The organism is Halarchaeum sp. CBA1220 (assembly GCF_003721175.2).
In the GTDB taxonomy this organism is placed as follows: Archaea; Halobacteriota; Halobacteria; order Halobacteriales; family Halobacteriaceae; genus Halarchaeum; species Halarchaeum grantii.
On record NZ_CP054709.1, the window covers coordinates 12,759 to 36,820 of the forward strand.

Below are 24,062 nucleotides of genomic sequence, written 5' to 3' on the forward strand. Positions count from 1 at the left end.
CTACTCGTCGAGCGCGGCGGCGATCGCCTCGAGTTCGGCCTTCCGAAACGCTCGGTCGACGCCGTCCGTCGCGTCGTCGTCACGCTCGCCGATCCTCGCGAGGATGCCGGCACGCATCCGCGACGTCGGCGGGAGCGAGTCGGTGTCGATCTCGTAATTGAGGGCGTCGCAGATGGCGGCGAGGTCCTCTTTCGTGAACGTCGCCGAGATCTCCCGTTCGAAGCGCCCCACAGCTACCCTGATCTCGTTTCGAAGCTCGTCGACGGTCTTGGCCATACCGCAACGTGGGAGGAGATCCTCGTGTAGATTCTGGTTCCGTACCGGCGTCTGGAGTGGACGATGTCGGCTGCCCCACCTCGTTACCGGCGGCGAACAGTGAATGCTCGTGGGCCACGTGTCTACGCGAAAGGCATTTGATATCGCACGGCAAATCAGAACGTATGACACTAACATTCATGGGATATCGACGTGACGACGGCCGCGTCGGTGTCCGGAATCACGTCGCTGTCATCCCGACGTCCGTCGCGGCGAGCAGCGTCGCGCGCGGCATCGCGGACGGCGTCGGTGCATGGGCGAAGGCGACGCCACATCAGATGGGGACCACACAACCGCCGGAGACACGCTCACAGACGGAACGCGTCCTCGCGGGAATCGGTCAGAACCCGAACGTCGGCGCCGCCCTCGTGGTCGAACTCGGTACCGAGGAGACGGACGCCGCGGACCTCGCCGATCGGATCGCACGGAACGGGACGGTGGTCGAAACCCTCTCGATCCGCGACGTCGGCGGTACCAGCGCCGCGCTCGAGGCGGGTGCGGCAACCCTCGACGAACTGAACGAGGAGGCATCAACGGCGCGTCGTGAGGAGGCGGACGCGAGCGAACTGGTCTTTGCCGTGGAGTGCGGCGGAAGCGACGCCACGAGCGGCATCGCGGCGAATCCCGCGGTCGGGAACGCGTGCGACCGGCTCGTCCGAGACGGCGGTACCGCGTCGTTCAGCGAGACACCGGAGTTCATCGGCGCGGAACACATCCTCGCCGAACGATGCGTGGACGACGACGTCCGCGAGCGCTTGCTCGAGCGCGTCGAGGAGCGCGAGGCAATGGCGGACATGATGGGCGTCGACCTCCGGGGTGCCCAGCCCACGCCGGGCAACCAAGAGGGCGGCCTGACGACGATCGAGGAGAAGAGCCTCGGCGCCATCGCAAAGGGCGGCACGACGCCCATCCGTGACTTCGTCGAGTTCGCCGAGCAGCTTCCCGTCGGGGGCGGCCTCGTTCCGATGGACACTCCCGGATACGACGTCGAGAGCGTCGTCGGCAAGGTCGCAGCGGGTGCGCAAGTCGTCGCGTTCACCACCGGCCGCGGCAGCACTACGGGTAACCCCATCGCGCCCGTCATCAAGGTCACCGGGAACCCGAAGACGTGGGAGCGGATGGCGAACAATATGGACGTGAACGCGAGTACGGTCATCGACGGCGAGTCGATCGAGTCGGTCGGCGAGCGAGTCTACGACGAACTGCTCGCGGTCGCCGACGGCAAGCGAACGGAGGCCGAGAAGCGCGGCCTCGAGGAGTTCGCGGTAAACGAAGTCCAACCGCAGGAACTCGCGGGAGCGAGTACGGGGGCGGGCCGATGAAGGGGGTCGTGCTCGACGACGTCGCGCTGCTGATGGCGGAGTCGGATACCGTCGCGACCGCCATCGACGACCTCGACGGTGGGCGCGTCGTCGACGACGGAGGGTACCACGTCACGCTCGCGGAGGATGTCCCGTTCGGCCACAAGGTCGCACTCGAATCGATGAGCCGCGGGGACGTCGTGCGGAAGTACGGCGAGGCGATCGGGCGCGCGACGCAGGCCATCGAGCCGGGCGAGTGGGTCCACACGCACAACTGCGAGAGCGCTCGCGGGCGCGGGGACCTTGCTGTGCGCGGGGAGGTGGACGGATGAGTACCGACGGACCGTCGGCCGACAGCGACGCGACGTTCGATGGGTATCGGCGCTCGGACGACCGGGTCGGCGTTCGAGATCGCGTGCTCGTGCTTCCGTCGGTGATCTGCTCGCACCTCGTCGCCGAGGAGATCGCGGCGCGCTCACCGAATGCGGTCGCGACGCCCCACGACCACGGGTGTGCGCAGCTCGGTGCGGACAACGACCAGACCGAGCGCACGCTTGTCAACGTGGGGAAGAACCCGAACGTCGCCGGGACGCTCGTCGTCGGTCTCGGCTGTGAGGAGGTCCAGAGCGATACCGTCGCCATGGCCCTCGACGATGAGGGGTATCCGGTTCGCGAAATCGCGATTCAGGACCTCGGCGGGACCGACGAGTGCATCGACGCGGGGGTCTCGGCGGTGGACGAACTGCGGATGGAGGCAGCGACTGCGACGCCGACGACGCTCGATGAGCTCACAGTCGGTATCGTTGTCGGTGATGTCGATGAGTCGACGGTCCGGCACGCGAACCCGCTGCTCGCGGCTCTCGTCGAGCGGGTGACTACCGTTGGCGGGCGCGTCCTCGTCGCTGGAAACGAGCGCTTCGCCGCCCACCCGGAGGCGACGCGCGAACGCGCGAGCGCCCCAGCGAGCGCCGGGGTCGAGTCGTTCCTCGATCGCCACGACGGCGTCCCCGCGCGTGCGACGCGCGTTCACGCCGATTCGATCGCGAAAGGGCCCGAGGCTGCGACCGGGTTCATCGGCGATCACGCCATCGACGAGGCCGTCGAGTACGGGGCGCGAGCAAGCGCGAGCGGTGTCTCGCTTGTCGACGCACCGTCACGCTTCGAGGAGGCGGCCACCGGACTCGCCGCGGCGGGCGCGCAGCTGGTGATTCACGTCACCGCAGACGGTGTTCCCGCCGGTCACCCGGTGGTTCCCGTACTGAAGGTGTCGGGTGATGCGGGGACGCTCAGGGCGCTCCCGGACGACGTCGACGTCGACGCGCGGACGGCGGACCCAACGGATCTCGTGGCGGCCGTTCGCAACGTCGCCGATGGCGCGGCGACGTGTGCGGAGGGGCACGGTCTCACCGAGTTCGCCATCACGCGCGTCGGACCGTCGATGTAGCGACCATCGGCGTGTCGGTCGAGATTCCTCCCGCTTAGTGCTCGGCGAGCGATACGACGAGCTCGACCTGTGCCTGTCGGAGTCGTGGTGGAACGCGTACCGTGTGTTACCGGGACCGAACGAGTCGATGAGGATGCTGTCGCGCTCGCGCCGGTCGTCGACTGCAGCGTCGACGCTGCCGATTTCGAGGCCGATGTGTGAGGGGGCAGCTGGAGTGCTCTCGCCGTGCGGCACGTGGGACGGTGTGGAAGCATGTCCCCGAGATACACGCCGGACAGTCGCGCCCTCTGGCATGTGTGTTACACTCAAGCGCAATCTTTTTCCACCATGATGTTCAAGCGTGATGCGTAGCATGGATAATAATTATAAATATAGTCCAACCAATAAACGGCGTCGGCAGTACCTCAAGGGTGTCGGTGGGGTCGTCGGTGCAGGTACGATCACCACTCTAGCCGGCTGCTCGAGTGATGGTGGGTCCGGCGGAGACGGTACCACGACCTCGAGCGGAGGCGGCGACGGCGGGTACAGCCAGCCAATCGATAAGGCGTTCCTCTCCCCAGACAGCCTGAAAATCGACCTCTGGAAGGCGTTCCTCTCGGGCATGAAGGAGGCCGCGGACGACTTTGGCATGACGGGGAGCGCACAGGACCACGGGGGTCAGCTGAGTAAGCAGATCTCGCAGATCCAGGGCGCCATCACGAGCGGTGCTGACATGGTCGCCGCGACCGCACCGAGCGACGCCGGCGTGCAGTCGATCGCCGAGGCAGCGGTCAACGGTGGCGTCCCCTTCTTCGAGTACTGGTCGATGGGCAAGTGGCTGTTCCCGTCGAAGATCGGCCCCGAGTTCGTCCAGTACCAGATCCCGGAGACCTTCAAGGCCGGCGCGATTCCCGCCAAAGTTCTCTTCGAGGAGATGGGCGGCGAGGGTAACTACGTCGCCATCCTCGGTCCGAAGGGGCACATCGGTTCCTATCGCGTCGAGGGCATGAAGAGGGCCCAGGAGGACTACCCCGACATCACCCTCCTCGGCTCCCAGTACTCCGGCGGCTGGACGCGACAGAAAGGCCGCGAAGTCATGTCGTCGTTCATCGCCAACTACGGCGACGACATCGACGGCGTCTACTGCAACAACGGGACGCTCGGTCTCGGCGCAGCGACCGTTCTCTCCGAGAACGACATGGCGATTCCGTTCACGGGCTTCGACGGCGCGCGCTCGAACATCGAGTATATCAACAACAACGGCCCGGACTCCGGCGAACCCTACCAGGTACAGGAGCAGGCCGCACCGCCGTTCTGGCAGGGCGGTTGGGCCGTCGCGAAGGCCTGGGACTGGCTCCACGGATGGCGGCCCAGCATCCCCGAGCGGATGATGTGGACGCGGACCCTCACCGTCCTCAACCCGGGTCTCGACCAGTCGAAGTTCAGCGACCTCGACACCACGTTCGCGACGCCGGACAAGTACAACTCCGTCGCCTACAGCGACGGGCACTCCCCCTACGACTGGAAGCTCGCGTCCGTCCACGAGAGCGGCGAGGACTGGGACCCGCAGCACGCGTTGGCCCCGATCCGCAAATCCGAGTGGAACCAGCTGAAGTGGGACGAGAGCAACAAGCCGAACGACCTCAGCGTCCCCTCGGAGTACGACAACGCCGACCTCTTCGATCAGGTCGCGGAAGACTACCACCAGCGGAACGTCAACGGCAACAACCCCTACTTGTAGACGCCGCAGGCGGACTCACCACTATGTACACTATTTCCAACCCACCCACGCTCGAACAACGACGGTGTCGTCTATGAGCACCGGGACCGACCCGAGTACTCGAGGTGACGCGCGTGACTCCGAGGCAGCGCCGCGGTTCCGCGTCGCGGACATCCGAAAGGAGTTCACGAACGTCGTCGCCCTCGACGACGTCAACTTCGAAATCGAGACCGGCGAAGTCGTCGGACTCGTCGGGGAGAACGGCGCCGGAAAGAGCACCCTCCTAAACATCCTCAGTGGGATCTACCAGCAGGACTCGGGCAGCATCTACGTCGACGGGAGCGAAGTCGACATCTCGGACCCACGAGCGGCATCCCACCACGGAATCGCTATCGTCCACCAGGAACACAACGTCATCCCGAACCTGACGGGGTACGAGAACCTGTTCTTGGAGCAGTTCCCGGACTACTCGAACGCGGGCGTCCTCGACACGGACACGCTCAAACGCGAGGGGGCGGAAGTTCTCGATACCCTCGGGATCGACCTCGACCTGACGAAGCGTGTCTCGGGCTACTCCTTCAGCGACCGGCAGATGTTGAGCATCGCGAAGGCGTTCACCGAGACCGTCCACACCGACCACCCCGTCATCCTGCTCGACGAACCGACGGCGGGCCTCGAGGAGGACGGCCGCGACCTGCTGTTCGACCGCATCAACGAGCTCCGCGATCACGCATCGTTCGTCTTCGTCTCGCACGAACTCGACGAAGTCCTCGAGATCAGCGACCGCATCTACGTCCTCCGCGACGGCAAAATCGTCAACCACCTGCCGGTCGAGGACGCGACCGAGGACAACCTCCAGCAGAGCATGGTCGGTCGTGAAGTCTCCGAAGAGTACTACCGCAGTCCCCGACAGCGCGACGTCACGGACGCGGAGACGGTCTTCTCGGTCTCGAACCTCAGCCGGGAGGGCCGCTTCGACTCCGTCTCCTTCGACGTCCGCGAGGGCGAGATCCTCGGTATCTGTGGCGTCATGGGGAGCGGGAAGAGCGCGCTGGGGCGAGTGCTGAGCGGCGTGGACGACGCCGACGAGGGAGAGATCACCGTCAATGGGTCGTCCGTCGACCCCGGCTCGGTTTCTCGGATGTTCGACGCCGGCGTCGGGTACGTCCCGAAGGAACGCCAGTCGGAGGGAACGCTCCTCTACCAGCCGCTTCGCGTGAACGTCTCCCTGCCCAGCCTCGGAACGGACGTCGTCGCCGACAAGCTACCCGGACTCGGCGCCGTCCCCTGGCTCATCGACTTCGGCAAGGAGGACGAGATGGCCGAGGACGTCATCGACCAGCTCAACGTCAAAACACCCAGTATCGAGACCCCTCTCGTCCAGCTCAGCGGCGGGAACCAGCAGAAGGTCGTACTGGGGAAGAACCTCCAGGGCAACATCTCGACGCTCGTCATGGACAACGTGACGCGTGGCATCGACGTGGGCGCGAAGGAGGAGGTGTACGACATCCTCCGCGACCTCGCCGAGGACGACGTGGCGATGGTCTTCATCGCGGACGAACTCCCCGAGCTCATCGGGATGAGCAACCGCATCGTCGTGATGCGGGACGGGGAAGTCGTGGACGTCGTCGATGCACCGGCCGGCGACAAGCCGACCGAATCGGAACTCATCCAGAAGATGATCTAATATGGCTCAAGAATCACAATCGAACCCCGTTCGCGAATGGTACGACGAGTACACGGAAAACCGGTCGGCCCTCGACATCGCCGTCGACCTCGGTCCGTTCCTGATGTTGGTGATCCTGATGGCGGTTTTCACCGCCACCTCGGAGGTCTTCCTGACCTTCGATAACCTCGTCGGGAACGTCCTGATGAACAGCATGATCCTGCTGTTCGTGGCACTCGCCGGTACGTTCCCGATCCTCCAGCAGAGTATCGACCTCTCGGTGGCGTCCATCGTCTCCCTGAGCGGTGTCGCGATGGCGTTGCTCGTCAGCGACTACCAGCTCGGGATGCTCGCACTTCCGATCGGGGTTCTCGTCGGAACGGGTGTTGGCCTGCTCAACGGCGTCGTGTTCGCCAAGGCGAAGATTCCGTCCTTCTTGGTCACGCTCGGCTCGCTCTCGATATTCGGGGGGTCTGCTCTGTTGATCACCGGCGGCTACTCGGTCCCGTTCAACTCCCCGGCGATCCGGCAGCTCGCCATCGGATATCTCATCCCGCAGGTCCCGAACCTCGTCATCTGGGGCCTCGTCACCTACGTCATCGTCTCCCTCATCGCGTGGAAGACGACGTTCGGGCGCTACACGTACGCCCTCGGTGAGAACGAGCGGGTTGCCGACTTCTCCGGGGTCAAGGTCGACCGCTACAAGATCGGCGCGTTCGTCCTCTCCGGGACCCTCTGCGGACTCGCCGGCGTCCTGCTGAGCGCTCGTATCACGTCCGCAACGCCCGGGATGGGGTCGGGGCTGTTGCTCCAGTCTATCGCGGCTATCGTGATGGGGGGGACGGCGCTAACAGGTGGCGTCGGCGGTCCGCACCGGACCATCCTCGGCGTTCTCGTCATCGGCGTGCTGACGAACGGGATGAACCTCCTCAGCATCCAGTCGTTCGTTCAGGAGATCATCCTCGGGTTCGTCGTCATCTTCGCCGTCGCGATGTCGATGGACCGCGATAAGATCGACATCGTCAAGTAACGATCACGACCCACTGGGTCGTCGAAACACGCACCATCCATCCTTTCATGCCGACCACGACCAACCACAGCTCAGACGGCGTACAGACACCGGACCGACCAGCGGGACGTGGAGGTGGGTGCCGATGAGCGACGACACGGCACTCTCGTCGGCGCTCGGCGCACTCGCTGACGGCGAACTCGTCGACCTGACTCACACTCTCGAAGAGGGTGTTCCAACCGTCCCGACCCACGCGCGATACGGACACACCCGCTACGAGTCCTACGAGGAGGGTGACGTCGCGTGTCACTACCGTCTCACGCTCGGCGAGCACACGGGGACGCACGTGGACGCGCCACTCCACTTCATCGCCGAGGGTGACGCTCACTACGACATCTCCTCGGTCCCGCTCGATCGCCTCGTGGGACGCGCCGCGACCATCGACGTCACCGGTGTGGGTCCGAACGAGACCGTGCCTGCGGATCGGATCCGCGAGTGGGAGGCGGACCACGGTGAGCTAACGGAGGGCGACAGGGTCCTTTTCCGGTTCGGCTGGGATCGCCACTGGGACACGGGCGCCGACGGCACCTACTACATGGAAGAGTGGCCCGGCCTCTCGGAGGAGGCCGCCGCGTACCTCACGGACGCCGACGTCGCTATGGTCGGCTGTGACACCGCGGCTATCGACGTTTCGGATGCCGAGGCGTTCCCGGTGCACTACGAACTTCTCGGAAACGAGGTATACATCGTCGAGAACCTGACGAACCTCGGGTCGCTCCCGCCGTTCTCGCTCCTCGCGACGTTCCCGCTGAAGATCGAGGACGGCTCGGGATCGCCCATCCGCGCGGTCGCTATCGTGGAGTGAGCGGCACGGTGTCACCCCCACCGAGGTGGCAATCCCAGGTCCACCGAGCGAACAGTATCAGCCGAGATTAAACAAAGGGAACCGTTCGAACTCCTCTCGAGCCTCGTGAATCGGTTGGACTAGGCGTCCGTGTATTCGGCGAGCGAGTGGTTCGGGCTGTCGGTCGTCCACGTCCCGATCTGGATGACCGCGAAGGAGTCGATGGGGGCGTCGAGCGCGTCGTCGAGCGCCGAGCGAACCTCGGCGGGGAGGTCCGCGACGGGAATCGCGGTGAGCGGCCGGCTAATCAGGAAGTGGCTGCTCCCGAAGCCCGTCGGCGCGATGACGATGACGCGCTCGCTCTCGACGTCGCCGAGCGCGAGTTCGGCGTCCCGCCCCAGGAGCACCGTCCCGTCGAGCTCCTCGACCGGGAACAGCATCGCCGCGTCCCCGTGGTCGATGCTCCCGCCCGACCGCCCGAAATGTCCTTTGGACATAATCAAGAACAAATATATGCTCTATATGCATTAGCGTTGCGGTGGGGTCGGCGGGACCGACACGGTATCCCCACCATTGAGTGGCCCGGCCACGACGAGGCACTATGCCCCGCGACCTCTACGACTGTACGGCGGGCGAACTCGCCACCAGCCCCGTCGAGCATCTCCCGGCCGACACCGCTCCGAGCGACGCCGCGACGTGGCTCGCCGAGAACGGCTACGACGCCGCGCCGGTCTATCGGGACGGCGATCCCGTCGGCTTCGTCCACGAGGACGACGTGACGGCCGACGCCACGGGCACGCTCGAGGACGCCCTCACGCCGCTCACGATCACCCACATGATCAGCGGCGACGCCGCCTTCCCCGCCGTCCTCGACGCCCTCACCGAACACACCGCCTACTTCCTCGGTGGACACAACCACGTCAGCGGCGTCCTCACTCGCGCCGACCTCAACACCGCCCCCGCGCGCATCTACCTCTTCGACCGCATCACCTACCTCGAAGAACACCTCCGCGAGCTCGTCCTCGCAGAAGCACCCAACTGGAAGCGGACGTCCGTCACCGTCGGCGAACTCGACGCCATCGAGGAGCGCCACGAGGAGGCGCGCGCGGCGAACGTCGCCCTCTCGGAGATTCACTACGCGCAGTTCTCGACGCTCGCGACCATCGTCACCGACGTCGAGGCCTGCTGGCGGGCGTGTGGCTTCTCGAAAAAGGGCACCGCCGACTCACGACTCCACGCCGTCACCGAACTCCGCAACGACGTCGCACACGCCACCCTCCTCGTCGAGAACACCGACAGCGACGACTTCCTCAATAGCGGCCGCACCACCGAGAACCTCCGCGAGGTCCTCGACACCATCACGCGGATACTCGCGTCCCTCCGGGACGCTGGCTACGACCCGGACCCCTCCGGGTCCCCCTCCCGACCACTCGACGAGTCCGGCGCGGGGACGTAGGCCGGGCGATCAGGAGGAGCGGTCGCACAGAGGCGACGGGGAGCGTCTGCGCGCTCACGTGGGGAGGTCGAGTCGCGTGAGGTCGAGGTTCTCGGCGACGAGGGTCGCGGCGTGGTCGAACGACGCCTCGGGGTCGGCGGACGAATCGGGGGGCTGTGTGTCGGCGTGGGCGTAGACGTCGTCGCGGAACGCTCGGCGGACGGCCCGGTTCTCGAAGAGCCCGTGGAGGTAGGTGCCGAGGACGCCGTCAGTCGCGGCGCTCCAGTCGCCGAGCGGGCGGGCGACGTCGCGGACGGGAGTCGTCCGGCCCATGTGGATCTCGTAGCCGGTAGCGGTGCCGCTCGCGCCGCTGATGGGGACGACGCCGTCGACGGGCACGGTCACCCGCTCGAGGTGTTTGTCCCCGCGGAACCGCGTTTCGACGGGGAGGAGTCCGAGGCCGGGGACGGTGTCGTGGTCGTCGACGCTCTCGATGCCGGCGTCGCGGATGCGTTCGCCGAGCAGTTGGTAGCCGCCGCAGAGGCCGACGATGGGGCCGTCGAATCCCGCGAGGGCGTCGTCGAAGCCCGCGTCGCGGAGCGCGAGCAGGTCGTCGACGGTGTTCTTCGTGCCAGGGACGACGACGGCGTCGGCGTCGGTGAGCGCGCCGTCGAGCGGGACGTAGCGGACTCGAACACCGGGTTCGGCGGCGAGCGGTTCGAGGTCGGTGAAGTTCGAGATGTGGGGGAGGCGGGGGACGGCGACCGTCACGGCCCGGTCGGCCGGGACGCCGTCGTCGCCGCCGACGGTGCGTGCGTCCCCACTGGAGGGGAGGGAGACGGAGTCCTCGGCGGGGAGACCGGGGTCGTCGTAGGGGAGGACGCCGAGGATCGGGACGCCGGTTCGGGACTCGATTTCGTCGATGCCGGCGTCGAGGAGCGCGGGGTCGCCACGGAACTTCGTGATGGCGGCGCCGACGACGCGCTCGCGTACGTCATCGGGGAGGAGTTCGAGGGTGCCGTAGAGGCTGGCGAACGCGCCGCCGCGCTCGATGTCGACGAGGAGGAGGATGTCGGCGTCGGCGAACGCCGCCGTCTCGACGTTGGCGAGGTCGCGGTCGTGGAGGTTGATCTCGGCGATGCTGCCCGCGCCCTCGGCGACGACGACGTCGTGCTCGCGGGCGAGGCGCTCGTAGGAGTCGACGGCGGCGTCGCGCGCGGTCCGCCAGTGCTCCTCGTAGTAGTTGGCGGCGTCGTAGTGGCCGACGGCCTCGCCTTGGACGACGAGTTGGCTCTCGGCGTCGCCGCGCGGCTTCAGGAGGACGGGGTTGACGTCCGTCGTCGGCGTGATGCCGGCGGCGCGCGCCTGCGTGTACTGGGAGACGCCGATCTCGCCGGGGTCGCCTGAGGGTGTTGCGACGACGCGCGCGTTGTTGCTCATGTTCTGGGCCTTGTAGGGCGCGACGGCGACGCCGCGGCGCGCGAGGAGGCGACAGAGGCCCGCAGCGACGGTGCTCTTCCCGACGTGGCTCGCCGTCCCCGCGACCAGCAGCGTCTTCGTCATCTAATACTCGGTGCCCTTTCGCGCGCGCTGGCCCGCGTCGATGGGGTGTTTCTCCTTCGCCACCTGCGTCACGAGGTCGGCGTGCTCGTAGAGGTAGTCGGGCTTCGTGTGGCTCCCGGTGAGCACGAGTTCGAGGTCGTCGGGCTTCGACTCCACGAGCCCCAGAATATCGGACTCCTCGAGGAGCCCCTGATCGACGGCGTAGAGGGCCTCGTCGAGGATGAGCATGTGGACGCCGTCGTCGGCGGGCGCGTCGAGTGCGAGCGCCCCCTCGACGTCGGTGGCGGCCTCGACGAGTTCGCGTGCGCGCTTGAGGCCCGCGCGCGCTTTCGCGGTGTGCTCGTCGTCGTCCGATCCATCGAGACGGCCGTGCCAGCCGTAGTGGCCGGTGTTCTCGTAGGAGAAGCCGGGGAACTGGTCGATGGCGTTGTACTCGCCGCGGGTGTCCTCGACGCTGGAGGCGCCGCCCTTCATGAACTGGAGCATGTGGACGCGATAGCCGTGGCCGGCGGCGCGAAAGCCCATCCCCATCGCGGCCGTCGTCTTCCCCTTCCCGTCGCCCCACCAGGCCTGCACGAGCCCGAACTCCTCGGGCTCGGCCGCCTCGATGCGGGTCGGCGTCGGGTTCCGCCCCTTCCCGGGGGTCTGGGCGAGCTGGTTGTCCGTCGCTTCTGTGCGGTCCGTGTCGTCGGTGGTGTCGGTGTGGTCGGTCATAGGGAATCGGTGAGTCGGTCGAACGCACCGCTCGCGGCGTGGCGGTGGCAGTACGTGCCGACGGTCTCGTGCTCGGTGAGTCCGTCGTGGTCGTCGTCGATGCCGGTGCCGCGAACGACGTCGAAGGCGAATCGCGCGTCGGCGTCCGGCGAGAGCGAGGAGTAGTGGTACTCGTGGCCGTGCTGTGTCTCCCCGTCGGCCGCCGTCAGGCCGTCGTCGCGTGCGCGGAGCGCGACGTGGTCGAGCGCCTGATAGCGCTCGTGCATCCGCACGTCGGCGGGGAGTACGCCCGCCATGTCGTAGGTGTCGCCGTCCGTGGTGGTGAGCGATTCACAGAGCGCCATGAGGCCGCCGCACTCCCCGAGGACGGGGAGGCCGTCGCTCGCGCGCCGGGCGAGGGCGTCGAGTGCGGGCGCGTCGGCGAGGTCGGCGGCGTGCAGCTCGGGGTAGCCACCGGGGAGGTAGACGGCGTCGCAGTCCGGGAGGGCGTCGCCGGCGAGCGGGGAGAACGTCGCGACGTGCGCGCGCTCGCGGAGGCGCTCCAGCACGGCTGGGTACGCGAAGCAGAAGGCGGCGTCTCGCGCGACGGCGACCGTCCGCTCCCGGCGCGTGCTCGCTGGTTCGGGGTCGGGACGCGGCGGCGCGCGCGCGGCGTCGAGGAGGCGCTGTGTGCGGATCGACTCGGCGGCCGCGTCGAGCGCTTCGTCCCCGAGCGGCGACTCCGTCCCGCGTTCGAGGCCGAGGTGGCGCTCGGGGATCTCGAGGTCGTCGCGCGGCGGCACCCGACCGTAGTACGTGAGCGACTCGGGGAGGGCGTCGCGGATGCCGTCGGCGTGCCGGCCGCCGTGCGCGCGCTGTGCGAGCACGCCAACGACGTCGACGTCGGCGTCGGCGTGCGCGGCGTACTCACGAAAGCCGAGCGCGCTCGCGGCGACGCTCTGCATCCCCGCGCTCGCGTCCACGACGAGGACGACGGGCAGGTCGAGCGCCGCCGCGACGTCGGCGGTGCTCGCCACGGACCCGTCGTAGAGTCCCATCATGCCCTCGACGACGCAGACGTCCGGGGCGCCGCCCGAATCGGTCGCTGTAGCGTCTTCTGCGCGGTAGTAGTTCCGTCGCATCCCCGTCCGGCCTTCGAGCCACGGGTCGAGCGTTCGGGAGGGCCGACCGGTGACGGCTTCGTGGTGGCTCGGGTCGATGAAGTCCGGGCCGGCCTTCGCGGCCTGCACCGTGTGGCCGGCGCGCTCGAGCGCACGACAGACCGCGAGCGTCGCCACGGTCTTCCCGACGCCCGACGCCGTGCCCGCGAGGACGATGCCATTCATGCGCGGAACACCTCGGCGGACCGGGTCGTGACGACGCCGTGGTCGGCGTCGGCGACGGCCGCCGGGAAGTCGCCCTCGGGGTAGCGCGAGCGGAGGCTCGCCCGGACGGCGTCGCGGACGCACGCCCGCGCCGCCGCCCCCACCTCGGTCCCGCTTCCCGCGAACGTCGCCGGCTCGCCGCTCTCGTTCGTGCCCGCGACGACCGCGTCCGTCGTCGTCCCCGGGAAGCCGGTCTCGGCGAGCAGCGTCGCGGTCTTCGCCTCCACGGCGACCGAGAGGAGCGTCGCGAGCGCGGCGTCGTTGAGCGCGCGCGCTGTCCCGAGCACGACGTTCACCGTGCCGACGCTCGGCTCCTGCGTCTCGGGTTCCTCAGTATCGCGCTCGCCGTCCATCGGAAGGGCGGCGGGGTTCGACACGCCGGCGGTCGCGTACGCCGTCACGCGCTCGCTTCGCGCGCCGCGAGCGTGCGACATCGCGACGCCGGTGAGGAGCGTCGGACCCGCCGTCTCGAATCCCGCGTCGTCCCGGCGCTCGGCCGCGTACGCGCTGAGGTCCGTCCGCGACCAGCCTTCGGGCACGGAGACGTTGTAGGCGGCGTCGGCGTCGACGTAGCCGCCGTCCCAGCCGGTCGAGAGCCAGCGCGCGCCCGACGCGGCGACGCGGAGGACGCCCTCGCGGATGGTGGCGTCAAACATCGAGGGCCTCCAGCAGTCGGTCGTTCTCCTCGCGCGTGCGGACGGCGACGCGGACGTGCGAGTCGAGGCCCCGGAACGTCGTCGCGTCCCGCACCGCGACACCGCGTTCGCGCGCCGTCGCGACGACTTCCTCAACCCCGTGAGAGCCGACGTCGAGGAGGAGGAACGGCGCGTCCGACGGTGCGACTTCGAAGCGCTCGGAGAGCGCATCGCGGAGTCGGGCGCGCTCCTCGCGGACGCGTCGCCGGGTGTCGGCGACGAACGCCTCGTCCCGCATGCAGTGTGCGCCGACGGCGAGCGCGGGCGCGCCGACGTTCCACGTGCGGCGCGCGGCGGCGAGTCGGGCATACTGGTCGCCGGTCGCGGCGGCGAACCCGGCGCGAAGCCCCGGGAGGCCGAAGAGCTTGGTGAGCGAGCGCGCGACGACGACGCCGTCGCGGCCGGCGAGCGAGGGCTGGTCGGTGAACCCGAGGAAGGCCTCGTCAACGAGGAGCGGCGTCCTCGCGTCGGCGCAGGCGTCCGCAAACGCGCGGAGCGCGTCGGCGTCGTAACACTCGCCGGTCGGGTTGTTCGGGTTGCAGACGACGGCGAGCGCGTACTCGTCGGGATCGGCGTCCAGCAGTTCGTCGTGCGGGACGAAGACCGGGGCCGCGCCCTGCAAGCGGACCTCGCGGGCGTACTCGGCGAAGCTCGGCGCGGGCACGAGCACGTCGTCGCCCGCCGTGACGGACACCTCGACGGCGAGGCGAATGGCGGCGAGGCCGCCGGGCGTCGCGACGACGTCGTCGGGCGCGCAATCGACGTAGTCGGCGGCGGCCTCGCGGTACGCGCGCGGCGGCTCGACGGGGTAGCTGCGGGCGGCGTCGAGCGCGTCCGCGTAGACGTCGCGAACGCCCGGAGGAACCCGGGGGTTCGTGTTCGCGCTGAAGTCCACGACGTCGGGGTCGTCGCTGCTCCCGTGGGGTTCGCGCCCGACGCGGCGGACGGCGTCAGGCTCCATCCGCGTCACCCCGTTCGTCGCCCACCAGTTCGTCGTAGCGCTCGACGAGCCGGTCGCGGACGGCCGCCATCGACACGCCGGCGTCGTCGGCGAGGGCGAGCGCGCCGCCCATGCCCGCGCCCTCCTTCGCGACGCCCGCGAGGTAGTGCTCGGTGGCGGCGTGGTCGGTGTGCTCGAAGCCGGGGTCGGTGACGCGGAGGTCGACGCCGAGGTCGTCGGCGGCCGCGCGGACGTCCACGCCGTCGTCGGCGGCGACGAACGAGGTGGTGGCGAGCGTGAACGGGTCGTCGATGCCGCGATGGCGGACGAGCGTCGCGGCGGCGAGCATCTGCGTCCCGCCCGCGACGGTGACGCGCTTCCCCGCATCGAGTGCGCCCTCCACGAGGCCGGCGATGGTGGCGAGCGTCGGGTCGCCCATCCGCCTGACGGCGGCAACCGGATCGCCGGAGAGGGCGCCGGGTTCGAGGCCGCTCGCATCGAGGGCGTCCGCGACGACGTCGCGCTTGAGGGCGATTGGGTTCGTGGGGAGCGACGAGGAGACGCCGTACTGCTCGCCGAGCGCGCGGAGGACGCCGAGCGCCGTCGTCGTCCCTCCGGGTATGGTTTCGCCGACGACGAGGCTCTCGTCGGGGTGGCCGCGCGCGTACTCGGCGGCGGCGTCGAACAGGGCGGCGGCGTTCGCCACCGGCTCGGGGTCGCGGACGTCGCGGCCGGGTTCGCTCCCGAGGCGGACGGCGGGCGCGGCGGTGCGCGCGGCCAGCCCCGCGTCGAGCGTGACGACGTCGAAGCCGACGAGTTCGCGGACGGCGCGGGTCACGAGCGCCGGCGTCGGACAGCCGTCCGGGCTGACGGGGACGAACGGCGCGAAGACCGGACGGCCGTAGGCGACGAGCTCGGCGTCCGCAGCCGGCGTCTGCGCCATCAGGTCGGGGCTCGCGCCGGCGGCGCTGATGCCGTCGATGGTCGCCGTCTCCGTCGTGCCGGCGACGAGCAGGACGGTCACAGCAACGCCTCCGCGAGGACGGCGTCGTCGAGGTGGTTCACGTTGACTGCGTAGCGTACGTCGTAACTGAGGAACATGGTTTCGGTGTCGGTGTCGGCGACGACGTTGACGCCCGCCGGAGCGACTTCGCGGCCGTCGCGCTCGTAGGTCGTGTCGGCGCTCGCGCCGAGTTGACGTTTCAGTTCGGCCGGAACGCAGACCTGCACGGCGTCGGTCACAGAGCCGGCGGCGGCGTGGGCGAGGACGCGGTTCACGGCGGCGCCGTCGAGGAGCGGGAGGTCGGCGGCGACGGTGAGAGCCGGGGTCTCGACGGCATCGAGCGCGACGTCGAGGTCGCTCACGTAGCCCGCACCGGGCGTCTCGACGGTGTCGAGGCCGCGCGCGTCGAGGTGTGCGGCGGTCTCGGGGGTCGCGGGGGTAACCGCCGCCGTGACCGAGTCGATGCGGCTCGCCGCGAGCGCGTCCAGCACACGGTCGACCATCGGCCGGCCCGCGACGGGGAAGAGCGGTTTCTCCGCCTCCGTCTCGAGGCGGGTGCCGCGGCCGCCGCACATCACCAGTGCGTCCACGCGATCACCCCCACGAGGAGCGCGGCGAGGCGCGCGAATTCGTTCGACGCGCCGATGACGTCGCCGTTGATGCCGCCGAGGCGCCGCCGCGACCACGCGAGCACGCCGAGCGCGGCGAGCAGGGCCGCGCCGAGGGCGGTGGCGGCGGCCGGGTTCGGGTACGTCACGAGCGCGGCCGGGAGCGCGACGAGGAGGGGGAGCACGAGCGAGCGCGCGGAGAGGGAGTCGCTGACGGCCGCCCCGAGCCCGTCGTGGGTCGCGTCGCCGAGGCAGGCGACGGTCGCCATCGCGAGCTTCGCGCCGACTTCGGCAGCGAGGGCGAGCGCGGCAGCGCGGAGCGGGAGCGCAGCGAGCGTCGCGGCGGCGACCCACGTGCCGAGGAGGACGAGCGCGAGCGCGAGCACCGCGCCGACGCCGACGGCGGAGTCCTTGAGAACGTCGCGGCGGCGCTCGGGCGTGGCGTCGCCGTGGACGGCGGCGGCGTCCCCGAGGTCGGCGACGGCGTCGGCGTGCGCGACGCCCGTGACGGCGTAGATGCCGAGCAGGAAGGCGAACCCGGTCAGGTCGGCGTCGAGGCCGAGGAGGAACGGCACCACGAGGACGAGGCCGACGGGGTAGGCGGCGAGCGGGAAGGCGGCCGGCGACGCGCGGAAGGCGTTCCAGTCCCGCTCGCGGTGGCCGACCGGGAGGCGCGTGAGGAAGCCGAGCGCGCCACGGACGGCACTTAGAGCCACGCGACCACCCCGGTTGCGCCGACGGCGAGCACGCCCGCGCGGTTCACGATGCGGACGCCGCGCTCCGCGTCGTCGGTCGTCGGGAGGCGGGCGCCCGGGTTAAGCGTGTAGACGCCGGGTTTCTCGAGGCGGACGTCGAGCGCGGCGGCGAGCGCCGCCATCGGCCATCCGGAGTTCGGCGACGGCGGGGCGCGTGCCCACGCTCGCGCTCGCAAGAGCGCGCGACCGTCGACTGCGGCGAGCGCGACGAACGCGGCGCTGACGCGCGCCGGAACCCACATGACGAGGTCGTCGAGTCGCGCGCTCGCGGTTCCGTGGGGCTTCGACGGGTAGCCGAGGACGGAGTCGTGCGTGTTCACGGCCTTCACCCAGACGGCGGCCGCGACGCCGAGCGCGAGCGTGAACTGTGCGCCGACGGCGAACGCGAGGAGCGGCGCGACGAGGCCGTCGGCAAGGTTCTCGGCGGCGCTCTCCACGGCGGCGCTCCGGAGTTCGCCGTCGTTGAGGGCGGTCGTGTCGCGCCCGACGAGCCCGCGAATGCCCGACGGCGGTGCGTCGTCCGCCGCGTCGATGCGAGCGACGACGTCCCCAGCGAGGTCGACGAGCATCCGTCGGCTCGTCGCCGAGAACAGCCAGAGGCCGGCGACGGCGACCCCGATGACCGGGTGAGCGCGGAGCGCGCCGACGACGCTCGCGGCGGCGAGTGCGGCGGCGACCAACGGGAGGCCGAGCGCGACGAGGGTGCCGACGACGCGCGGTCGCGGCCACTCGCGGTCGAGCGCGTCGACGACGCGGCCGTAGAGCGCGACCGGGTGGACGCGTCGCGGCGGCTCGGCGACGAGCGCGTCGAGGGCGACCGCGAGCGCGAGCGCCGCGAGCGCGCTCACCACGACGCGTCCTCCAGTCGGTCGGGGAGCGCCGCGAGCGGGGTGTCTTCGAGGAGGACGGCGGTGCCGCCGAGCGCGTCGAGGCCGCCGTCGGTCGCCGGGTCGTCGCCGACGTGGACGAGCGCCGCGACGTCGGTGGCGAGCGCGTCGGCGACCGCGCGGAAGGCGCGCCGGTCGGGTTTGCGCCAGCCGCAGTCGACGCTCGCGACGACCGCGTCGAACCGGTCCGCCGGGAGGTCGGACGCGGCGAGCGTGCGCTCAACGAGGCCGGGGACGCTACAGTTCGAGAGCACGCCGACGCGGCCGGCGGTGGCGGCCGCCTCGACGGCGGCACACGCGCCCGGCCGCGTCGCCACGTCGCCGTCGAACGCGTCCGTGACCGCCGCCTCGACGACGTCGCGGGGGGGCGTGACGCCGCGACTGTGGAGCGCGGCGAGCACGTGCTCCGGCAGTGGCTGTTCGCGTCCCGCGTCGAGCGAGACGTGGGGTTCGCGGTACGCCTCGTCCCACGACTCCGGCACGCGAACGCCGCGTGCGGCGAGTTCGTCGGCGACGGCGGCGGCCGGGTCCTCGGGGGGAGCGGCGTCGACGAGCGTGCCGAAGAGGTCGAACGAGACGTGCATTCGCTATCAGTCGAGGCGGCGGGTCGCCGTCGCGAGCGCGGCGAGAGCGCCGACGAGCGCCGCGATGACGCCGAAGCCGGGCGAGCCACCGCTCGTCGTCTCGGTCGCGGTCGTGGTGGTGGCGTTCGCCTGCGTGGTCGTCGCGCTCGGTTCGGCCGTGGTCGTGGTGGCGTTCGCGGCGGCGAACGCCTCGGGGTGCATCGCCTGCGCGAGTTGCGTGATCGGCTGGACGACGCGCGGCGCGGGCTGGTTCAGGTAGTTGTAGTTGAGGACGATGACGTTCCCGTTCTTCACCGCGTCAGTGCTGTTGTACGCGGCGGTCTCCGGGACGGTCGGGTCCTGGCTGTTCCGGATGATCCACTCCGGGTTCCGCTCGACAATGGTCTCCTCGTTTATCTGTGCGTAGCCGTCGATGCCGGCCTCGGCGGCGACGTTCGTTCCGCCGGCGGTCTCGATGATCGTGTCGATGAAGGTGTTGTTGCCGGCCGTGTACCCGAAGAAGGTGTAGATGGCGCGCGGGCGCTCCTCACCCTCGACGGCGGTGCGGACGGTGTCGAGTTTCGACTCCATCTCGGTGACCGTCTCGTTCGCGCCGTCACACGCACCGACGAGCGCGCCGGTCACGTGCGTCTGTTCCTCGATGGTCGCGATGGAGTCAGCGGGCGGGTAGTGGTAGACGGTCAGGTTCGCCGCTCGGAGTTTCGCGACCGTCTCGCTCGAGATGGTGTCCGGGGCGAGGACGAGGTCGGGTTCGAGGGAGACGACCTTCTCGCGGTCGATGTAGGCGTCGCCGGTGCCGGAGACGTTCGCCCGGCTGCTCGCGCCGTCGAGGTAGTGCGCGTACTGCGTGACGCCGACGACCTGGTCGCGCGCGCCGATCTCCCACATCGTCTGCGCGGCGCTCGGGCTGAGCGTGACGACGCGTTCGGGTGTCTCGGTGACGGTCACGTTCTCGCCGGTCGCGTCGGTGACGGTGACCGGGAAGCTACACGTCGGCGAGTCGATCTGGCTGGCGCTCGACTGGGCGTGCGTGGACCCAGTCGCCGCTGCTGCGGGTGCGGCCCCCGCCGAGAGCAGCAGGAAGACCGCGAGGATAGCTGAGAGTCGGTGTCGCATCGTCCCACCCAAGACGATATTACAATAAATATTTAGCTATCGAAAGTAGAGTTTAGTTCCGATGCGACCGGGGCTCAAAGTCGGTAGCTGGACGTTCGGCCTCACGGCGCTCCTCGTCGTGACGGTGCTCGTGAGCGCCGGCATCGGGACCGTCTCCATCCCCGCGCTCACGGTCGCGCGCGTCTGCCTCAACGCCCTCGTCGTCCCGACGTCGCTCTCCGTCCACACCAGCGCCCTCGGGTCGACGGGCGTCGGCCTCCCGACAGTCTCAGTCGGCACCACCCACCTCTTCGACTTCCGGACGCCGGAGACGAGCCGCATCATCGTCATGACGATCCGCCTCCCGAGGATCGCCCTCGCGTCGCTCGTCGGCTTCGCGCTCGCCCTCGCCGGCACCGTCATGCAGGGCTTCTTCCGGAACCCGATGGCTGACCCCTCCATCATCGGCGTCTCCTCCGGCGCCGCCGTCGGCGCCGTCACCGTCATCACCGTCGGCGTCAGCTTCCCCTTCGGCCTCGGCATCCACGGCGCCGCGTTCCTCGGCGGTCTCCTCGCCGCGTTCGGCATCTACGCCCTCGGCACGCGCGGCGGACGCACCCCCGTCACCACCCTCCTCCTCGCCGGCGTCGCCGTCGAGACCTTCCTCGGCGCCGTCATCTCGTACATGCTCGTCCAGAGCGGGAACGAACTCCGTGCCGCGATGTACTGGCTGATGGGTCACCTCCAGAACGCGAGCTGGGGCGACGTCACCGCCACCGCCCTCACGCTCCCGCTCCTCTTCGGCGTCCTCCTCGGCTATCGCCGCCACCTCAACGTCCTCCTCCTCGGCGAACACGACGCGAAGACGCTCGGCATCGAAGTCGAGCGCACGAAACGCATCCTCCTCGCCGTCTCCGCCCTCGTCACCGCCATCGCCGTCGCGGTCTCGGGCGTCATCGGCTTCGTCGGCCTCGTCGTCCCGCACGTCATGCGCCTGCTCGTCGGTCCCGACCACCGCATCCTCCTCCCGACGAGCGCGCTCGCCGGCGCGTCCTTCCTCGTTGCCGCCGACACCGTCGCGCGCTCCGGCCCCGCCCAGCTCCCCGTCGGCATCGTCACCGCCTTCGTCGGCGCGCCCTTCTTCCTCTACCTCCTCCGCAAGCGCGAGGTGGCGGAGCTATGACCGACGTCCGAATCGACGTCGAGGACCTGCGCGTCGACCGTGGCGACCTCACCGTCATCGACGGCGTCGACGCGACCGTCGAACGCGGGCGGTTCGTCGGCCTCATCGGGCCGAACGGCGCGGGGAAGACCACGCTCCTCCGCACGCTCGCCGGGACGCTCGCGCCGACCGCCGGCCGCGTCCGCGTCGCCGACCTCGATGTCCAGCGCGCGTCCGCACGCGACGTCGGCCGTCGCGTCGCCGTCGTCCCCCAGAACACCACCGTCGCCTTCGACTTCACCGTCCGTGACGTCGTCGCGATGGGGCGGATGCCGTACCACTCGATGTTCAAAGAGACGGACGACGCCGACCGCCGCGCCGTCGACGCCGCCATGGAGCGCACGTCGGTCACGCAGTTCGCCGAGCGCTCCATCGACTCCGTGAGCGGCGGGGAGCGCCAGCGCGTCCTCCTCGCGCGCGCGCTCGCTCAGGAGACGCCCGTCCTCCTCCTCGACGAACCCACCGCGAGCCTCGACATCGACCACCAGATACACACGCTCGAACTCGTCCGCGAACTCGTCGAGGGCGGCAAGACCGCCGTCGCCGCCATCCACGACCTCGACCTCGCGGCGCGCTACTGCGACGACCTCCTCCTCCTCTCCGACGGCGGCGTTCTCGATTACGGCCCCCCCGAAGAGGTGCTCACCGCGCCGCAGCTCGCGGCGTCCTTCGACGCGAACGCCGCCGTCACCGACGACACCGTTACCGGGACCCCCACCGTCACCGCGCTGCCCGACGCGGGCGACGCCGAGGGCCGCGTGCACGTCGTCGGCGACGGCGGTAGCGCCGGCCGCCTCCTCTACGCGCTCACCGTGGCCGGCTACGACGTCAGCATCGGCGCGCTCCCCGAGGGCGACGCCGACCACGAGACCGCGCGCGCGCTCGACGTCCCGGCCGTCACCGTCCCACCGTACACCGCAGTGGACGCCGCGACCGCCGAGCGAGTCGCGACCCACGTGTCCGAGGCGGACGTCACGGTCGTCACCGACCTCGACGTCAGCGACGGGAACCGCCGGAACCTCGACGCCGCCGCCCGCGCGGACGCACTCGTCGTCGTCGAGGGCCGCCCGCCCGACGAACGCATCACCGACGGCGCCCGGGAGAGCTACGAGCGCCTCCGCACTCGCGGGCGCGTCGTCACACCCGAAGACGCACTCGACGCGGTTGCGGACGTCCTCGACGGCCCGGCACCTCACCAGCGGCCGACGGCCGACGACTGACGGGATGGGACCGATTCGATGGTCTGCCGGGGAGAAAACCAGACCGAGAGAGCGAACGGCGGACGCACAAGCACAGTAGGGGCATCGTCGGCCCCAGTCGGGCCGGGTGCCCAGTCAGTCGCGCGTGCCCGACTCAAGGCGACCGACGTCCGCGAGCACTGCGGAGGCGGTTTCCGGACCGCCGGCGCCGCGCCCCGAGACGTTCAGTCGGCCGGCGTTCGCCGTCTCGATCTGGACGATGTTCTCGGTGCCCGAGACTGCGAGCGAGGAGGTGCTCGGGACGATGCGGGGGCCGACGCGCACCGACCCGTCCACGACTTCGCCGATGAGGCGCACCGTCCGGCCGTCCTCGCTCGCCAACCGGAGCGCGCTCGTCGGGATGTCGGCGATTCCCTCCACGTCCGCGTCCGCGAGCGTGTACTCGCGCTCGCCCTGCGCGAGCACGTTCGCGACGATGACGCACTTGAGCGCCGCGTCCGTCCCCTCGACGTCGAAGGACGGGTCGGCTTCCGCGACCCCGAGGTCCTGAGCCTCCGCGAGCACGTGCTCGTAGCCGAGGCCCTCGACGGCCATCCGCGAGAGCACGAAGTTCGCCGTCCCGTTCAGCACGCCCCGGATGCCGGTCACGTGCTCGGGGCCACAGTCCTCGATCGTCGAGAGGACCGGCATCGCACCGCCGACCGTCGCCTCGAAACGGAGGCGCCCCTCGCTCTCGCGCTCCAGTTCCCGGACGTCCGCGTAGCGCTCCGCGACCGGGCCCTTGTTCGCGAGGACGACGTCTCGGTCGCGCTCGAAGGCGGCACGGACGTGGTCGTACCCGGGTTGCGCGTCGCCGAGCGTCGTCGGCGTCGCCTCCACGAGACAGTCGTACGCCGCGTCGAGCGCGTCCGCCGGGTCACCGCCCCCGACGCGCCCCCCCTCGCGCTTGCGGGCGAGCGCGGCCTCGACGTCGATTCCGTCGGCGTCCGTGAGCGCGCTGCGCGAATCCGCCAGCGCGGTGACGGTGTGGCCGTACTCGCCGGCCAGTTCCGCGACCGAGGCACCGACGGCGCCGGTGCCGATGACCGCGAGCCTCATACGCCACCCTCGTAGAGCGGCTCGATGACCTGGAGGTCCTTCTCGTCCGCGATCTCCCGGAGCACCGAGAGCGTGCGCTCGGTCTCCCCCTCCTCGATTCCGAGGCGGAGGCGACCGCTGGAGATGTCGCTCGATCCCTGTGGCGCGGAGAGTTCGAAGTCGGAGATGGTGATGTTCGTGTTCTCGCGGATCCGCGTGAGCGTATCCGAGAGCCCGGTATCGACCAAGTCCCCGGAGAGGAGGACGGTGAGGGACTCGCTGTAGCGCTCCGTGCCGGCTTGAATGACGTTGATCCCCTCGGATCGGAGTTCGTCGACGATCGCCTCGTAGCGCTCGGGCGTGGCTTCGAGGTCGACCTCGACGGGGATGTGGCCGCGCGGGGTCTTGTCGCCGCGCTCGTGGAAGATAGAGAGGAGGTTCCCGCCCTTCTCGCCGATGGGCCGGAGCGCGCGGAGGAGTTCGCCGGGTTCGTCGACCAACTCGAGTCGGATCGTGTACGTGTTCGGCTCGTGCGTCTCACTCATCGGCGCTCACCCTGTGCCGGAGGCGTCTCACTCATTGTGCACTCATAAGTAGGGCTGGGCTTAAGAGTCTCGGTGTCCGCAGGACGGCGCCGGCCGGG

25 protein-coding genes are annotated in these 24,062 nt (G+C 69.9%); 10 read left to right on the forward strand and 15 right to left on the reverse strand.

Annotated elements, in window-relative coordinates; all coding sequences use genetic code 11:
* Window positions 1-276, reverse strand: coding sequence for a hypothetical protein (locus EFA46_RS13375; protein WP_123079138.1), 276 nt, complete (start codon window positions 274-276; stop codon window positions 1-3).
* A 164-nt stretch (window positions 277-440) separates the two neighbouring features.
* On the opposite strand from EFA46_RS13375, the gene EFA46_RS13380 reads away from it, so the two are divergent.
* The 7 genes from EFA46_RS13380 (at window position 441) to EFA46_RS13410 (ending at window position 8,299) form a co-directional block, all read left to right on the forward strand.
* Entirely contained in the window at window positions 441-1,637 is a 1,197-nt protein-coding gene (locus tag EFA46_RS13380) for a UxaA family hydrolase (RefSeq protein WP_123079140.1), read from the forward strand.
* Window positions 1,634-1,948: a UxaA family hydrolase gene (locus EFA46_RS13385; RefSeq protein WP_123079142.1), complete on the forward strand. Its 315-nt coding sequence runs from the start codon at window positions 1,634-1,636 to the stop codon at window positions 1,946-1,948. Before EFA46_RS13380 ends, EFA46_RS13385 begins: the two co-directional genes overlap by 4 nt.
* Complete coding sequence (locus EFA46_RS13390; RefSeq protein WP_123079144.1) at window positions 1,945-3,060, forward strand: UxaA family hydrolase; 1,116 nt, start codon at window positions 1,945-1,947, stop codon at window positions 3,058-3,060. The genes EFA46_RS13385 and EFA46_RS13390 overlap by 4 nt, the downstream gene beginning before the upstream one ends.
* Window positions 3,061-3,595: 535 nt before the next feature.
* A complete protein-coding gene (locus tag EFA46_RS13395; RefSeq protein ID WP_123079313.1) occupies window positions 3,596-4,780 on the forward strand; it encodes a sugar ABC transporter substrate-binding protein in 1,185 nt (394 codons plus the stop codon).
* A gap of 73 nt (window positions 4,781-4,853) precedes the next feature.
* Window positions 4,854-6,446 carry a sugar ABC transporter ATP-binding protein gene (locus EFA46_RS13400; RefSeq protein WP_123079146.1) on the forward strand — a complete coding sequence of 531 codons (1,593 nt, stop codon included), beginning with the start codon at window positions 4,854-4,856 and terminating at the stop codon, window positions 6,444-6,446.
* A gap of 103 nt (window positions 6,447-6,549) precedes the next feature.
* Window positions 6,550-7,455, forward strand: coding sequence for an ABC transporter permease (locus EFA46_RS13405; protein ID WP_123079315.1), 906 nt, complete (start codon window positions 6,550-6,552; stop codon window positions 7,453-7,455).
* A 124-nt stretch (window positions 7,456-7,579) separates the two neighbouring features.
* Complete coding sequence (locus tag EFA46_RS13410; RefSeq protein WP_123079148.1) at window positions 7,580-8,299, forward strand: cyclase family protein; 720 nt, start codon at window positions 7,580-7,582, stop codon at window positions 8,297-8,299.
* A gap of 119 nt (window positions 8,300-8,418) precedes the next feature.
* On the opposite strand, the gene EFA46_RS13415 is transcribed toward EFA46_RS13410, so the two are convergent.
* Window positions 8,419-8,775: a hypothetical protein gene (locus EFA46_RS13415; RefSeq protein WP_123079150.1), complete on the reverse strand. Its 357-nt coding sequence runs from the start codon at window positions 8,773-8,775 to the stop codon at window positions 8,419-8,421.
* A 104-nt stretch (window positions 8,776-8,879) separates the two neighbouring features.
* Here EFA46_RS13415 and EFA46_RS13420 point away from each other — a divergent pair, with 104 nt between their 5' ends.
* Window positions 8,880-9,734 carry a CBS domain-containing protein gene (locus EFA46_RS13420; RefSeq protein ID WP_123079152.1) on the forward strand — a complete coding sequence of 285 codons (855 nt, stop codon included), beginning with the start codon at window positions 8,880-8,882 and terminating at the stop codon, window positions 9,732-9,734.
* A gap of 54 nt (window positions 9,735-9,788) precedes the next feature.
* On the opposite strand, the gene EFA46_RS13425 is transcribed toward EFA46_RS13420, so the two are convergent.
* The 11 genes from EFA46_RS13425 to EFA46_RS13475 are packed head-to-tail and all read right to left on the reverse strand — an operon-like array spanning window position 9,789 to window position 19,942.
* The gene (locus EFA46_RS13425; protein WP_123079154.1) at window positions 9,789-11,276 is read right to left on the reverse strand and encodes a cobyric acid synthase; all 1,488 of its coding nucleotides are present in this window, start codon (window positions 11,274-11,276) and stop codon (window positions 9,789-9,791) included.
* Window positions 11,277-11,990: a cob(I)yrinic acid a,c-diamide adenosyltransferase gene (locus EFA46_RS13430; protein WP_123079156.1), complete on the reverse strand. Its 714-nt coding sequence runs from the start codon at window positions 11,988-11,990 to the stop codon at window positions 11,277-11,279.
* Window positions 11,987-13,315, reverse strand: coding sequence for a cobyrinic acid a,c-diamide synthase (locus tag EFA46_RS13435; RefSeq protein ID WP_123079158.1), 1,329 nt, complete (start codon window positions 13,313-13,315; stop codon window positions 11,987-11,989). Before EFA46_RS13435 ends, EFA46_RS13430 begins: the two co-directional genes overlap by 4 nt.
* Window positions 13,312-14,010, reverse strand: a complete 699-nt coding sequence (locus EFA46_RS13440; protein ID WP_123079160.1) for an adenosylcobinamide amidohydrolase — start codon at window positions 14,008-14,010, stop codon at window positions 13,312-13,314. Before EFA46_RS13440 ends, EFA46_RS13435 begins: the two co-directional genes overlap by 4 nt.
* Entirely contained in the window at window positions 14,003-15,010 is a 1,008-nt protein-coding gene (gene cobD / locus EFA46_RS13445) for a threonine-phosphate decarboxylase CobD (protein ID WP_123079317.1), read from the reverse strand. The genes EFA46_RS13440 and cobD overlap by 8 nt, the downstream gene beginning before the upstream one ends.
* On the reverse strand, window positions 15,000-16,013 hold the full coding sequence (locus tag EFA46_RS13450; protein ID WP_123079162.1) for a nicotinate-nucleotide--dimethylbenzimidazole phosphoribosyltransferase: 1,014 nt from the start codon (window positions 16,011-16,013) through the stop codon (window positions 15,000-15,002). The genes cobD and EFA46_RS13450 overlap by 11 nt, the downstream gene beginning before the upstream one ends.
* Window positions 16,010-16,567, reverse strand: coding sequence for an NTP transferase domain-containing protein (locus tag EFA46_RS13455; RefSeq protein ID WP_123079164.1), 558 nt, complete (start codon window positions 16,565-16,567; stop codon window positions 16,010-16,012). Before EFA46_RS13455 ends, EFA46_RS13450 begins: the two co-directional genes overlap by 4 nt.
* Entirely contained in the window at window positions 16,567-17,316 is a 750-nt protein-coding gene (gene cobS / locus EFA46_RS13460; protein WP_123079166.1) for an adenosylcobinamide-GDP ribazoletransferase, read from the reverse strand. The genes EFA46_RS13455 and cobS overlap by 1 nt, the downstream gene beginning before the upstream one ends.
* On the reverse strand, window positions 17,307-18,203 hold the full coding sequence (gene cbiB / locus EFA46_RS13465) for an adenosylcobinamide-phosphate synthase CbiB (RefSeq protein WP_370529300.1): 897 nt from the start codon (window positions 18,201-18,203) through the stop codon (window positions 17,307-17,309). Before cbiB ends, cobS begins: the two co-directional genes overlap by 10 nt.
* A complete protein-coding gene (locus EFA46_RS13470) occupies window positions 18,200-18,826 on the reverse strand; it encodes an HAD family hydrolase (protein ID WP_123079170.1) in 627 nt (208 codons plus the stop codon). The genes cbiB and EFA46_RS13470 overlap by 4 nt, the downstream gene beginning before the upstream one ends.
* A gap of 6 nt (window positions 18,827-18,832) precedes the next feature.
* Window positions 18,833-19,942, reverse strand: coding sequence for a PGF-CTERM-anchored ABC transporter substrate-binding protein (locus EFA46_RS13475; RefSeq protein ID WP_123079172.1), 1,110 nt, complete (start codon window positions 19,940-19,942; stop codon window positions 18,833-18,835).
* Window positions 19,943-20,003: 61 nt separating this feature from the next.
* Here EFA46_RS13475 and btuC point away from each other — a divergent pair, with 61 nt between their 5' ends.
* Together btuC and EFA46_RS13485 are read left to right on the forward strand one after the other, a co-directional pair.
* Window positions 20,004-21,104, forward strand: a complete 1,101-nt coding sequence (gene btuC / locus EFA46_RS13480) for a vitamin B12 ABC transporter permease BtuC (protein WP_123079174.1) — start codon at window positions 20,004-20,006, stop codon at window positions 21,102-21,104.
* Window positions 21,101-22,363: a heme ABC transporter ATP-binding protein gene (locus tag EFA46_RS13485; RefSeq protein WP_176969898.1), complete on the forward strand. Its 1,263-nt coding sequence runs from the start codon at window positions 21,101-21,103 to the stop codon at window positions 22,361-22,363. Before btuC ends, EFA46_RS13485 begins: the two co-directional genes overlap by 4 nt.
* Before the next feature lie 114 nt (window positions 22,364-22,477).
* On the opposite strand, the gene EFA46_RS13490 is transcribed toward EFA46_RS13485, so the two are convergent.
* Window positions 22,478-23,440 carry a homoserine dehydrogenase gene (locus tag EFA46_RS13490; protein ID WP_176969899.1) on the reverse strand — a complete coding sequence of 321 codons (963 nt, stop codon included), beginning with the start codon at window positions 23,438-23,440 and terminating at the stop codon, window positions 22,478-22,480.
* Entirely contained in the window at window positions 23,437-23,964 is a 528-nt protein-coding gene (locus EFA46_RS13495; protein WP_123079176.1) for an amino acid-binding protein, read from the reverse strand. The genes EFA46_RS13490 and EFA46_RS13495 overlap by 4 nt, the downstream gene beginning before the upstream one ends.
* Between the last annotated feature and the right edge of the window lie 98 nt (window positions 23,965-24,062).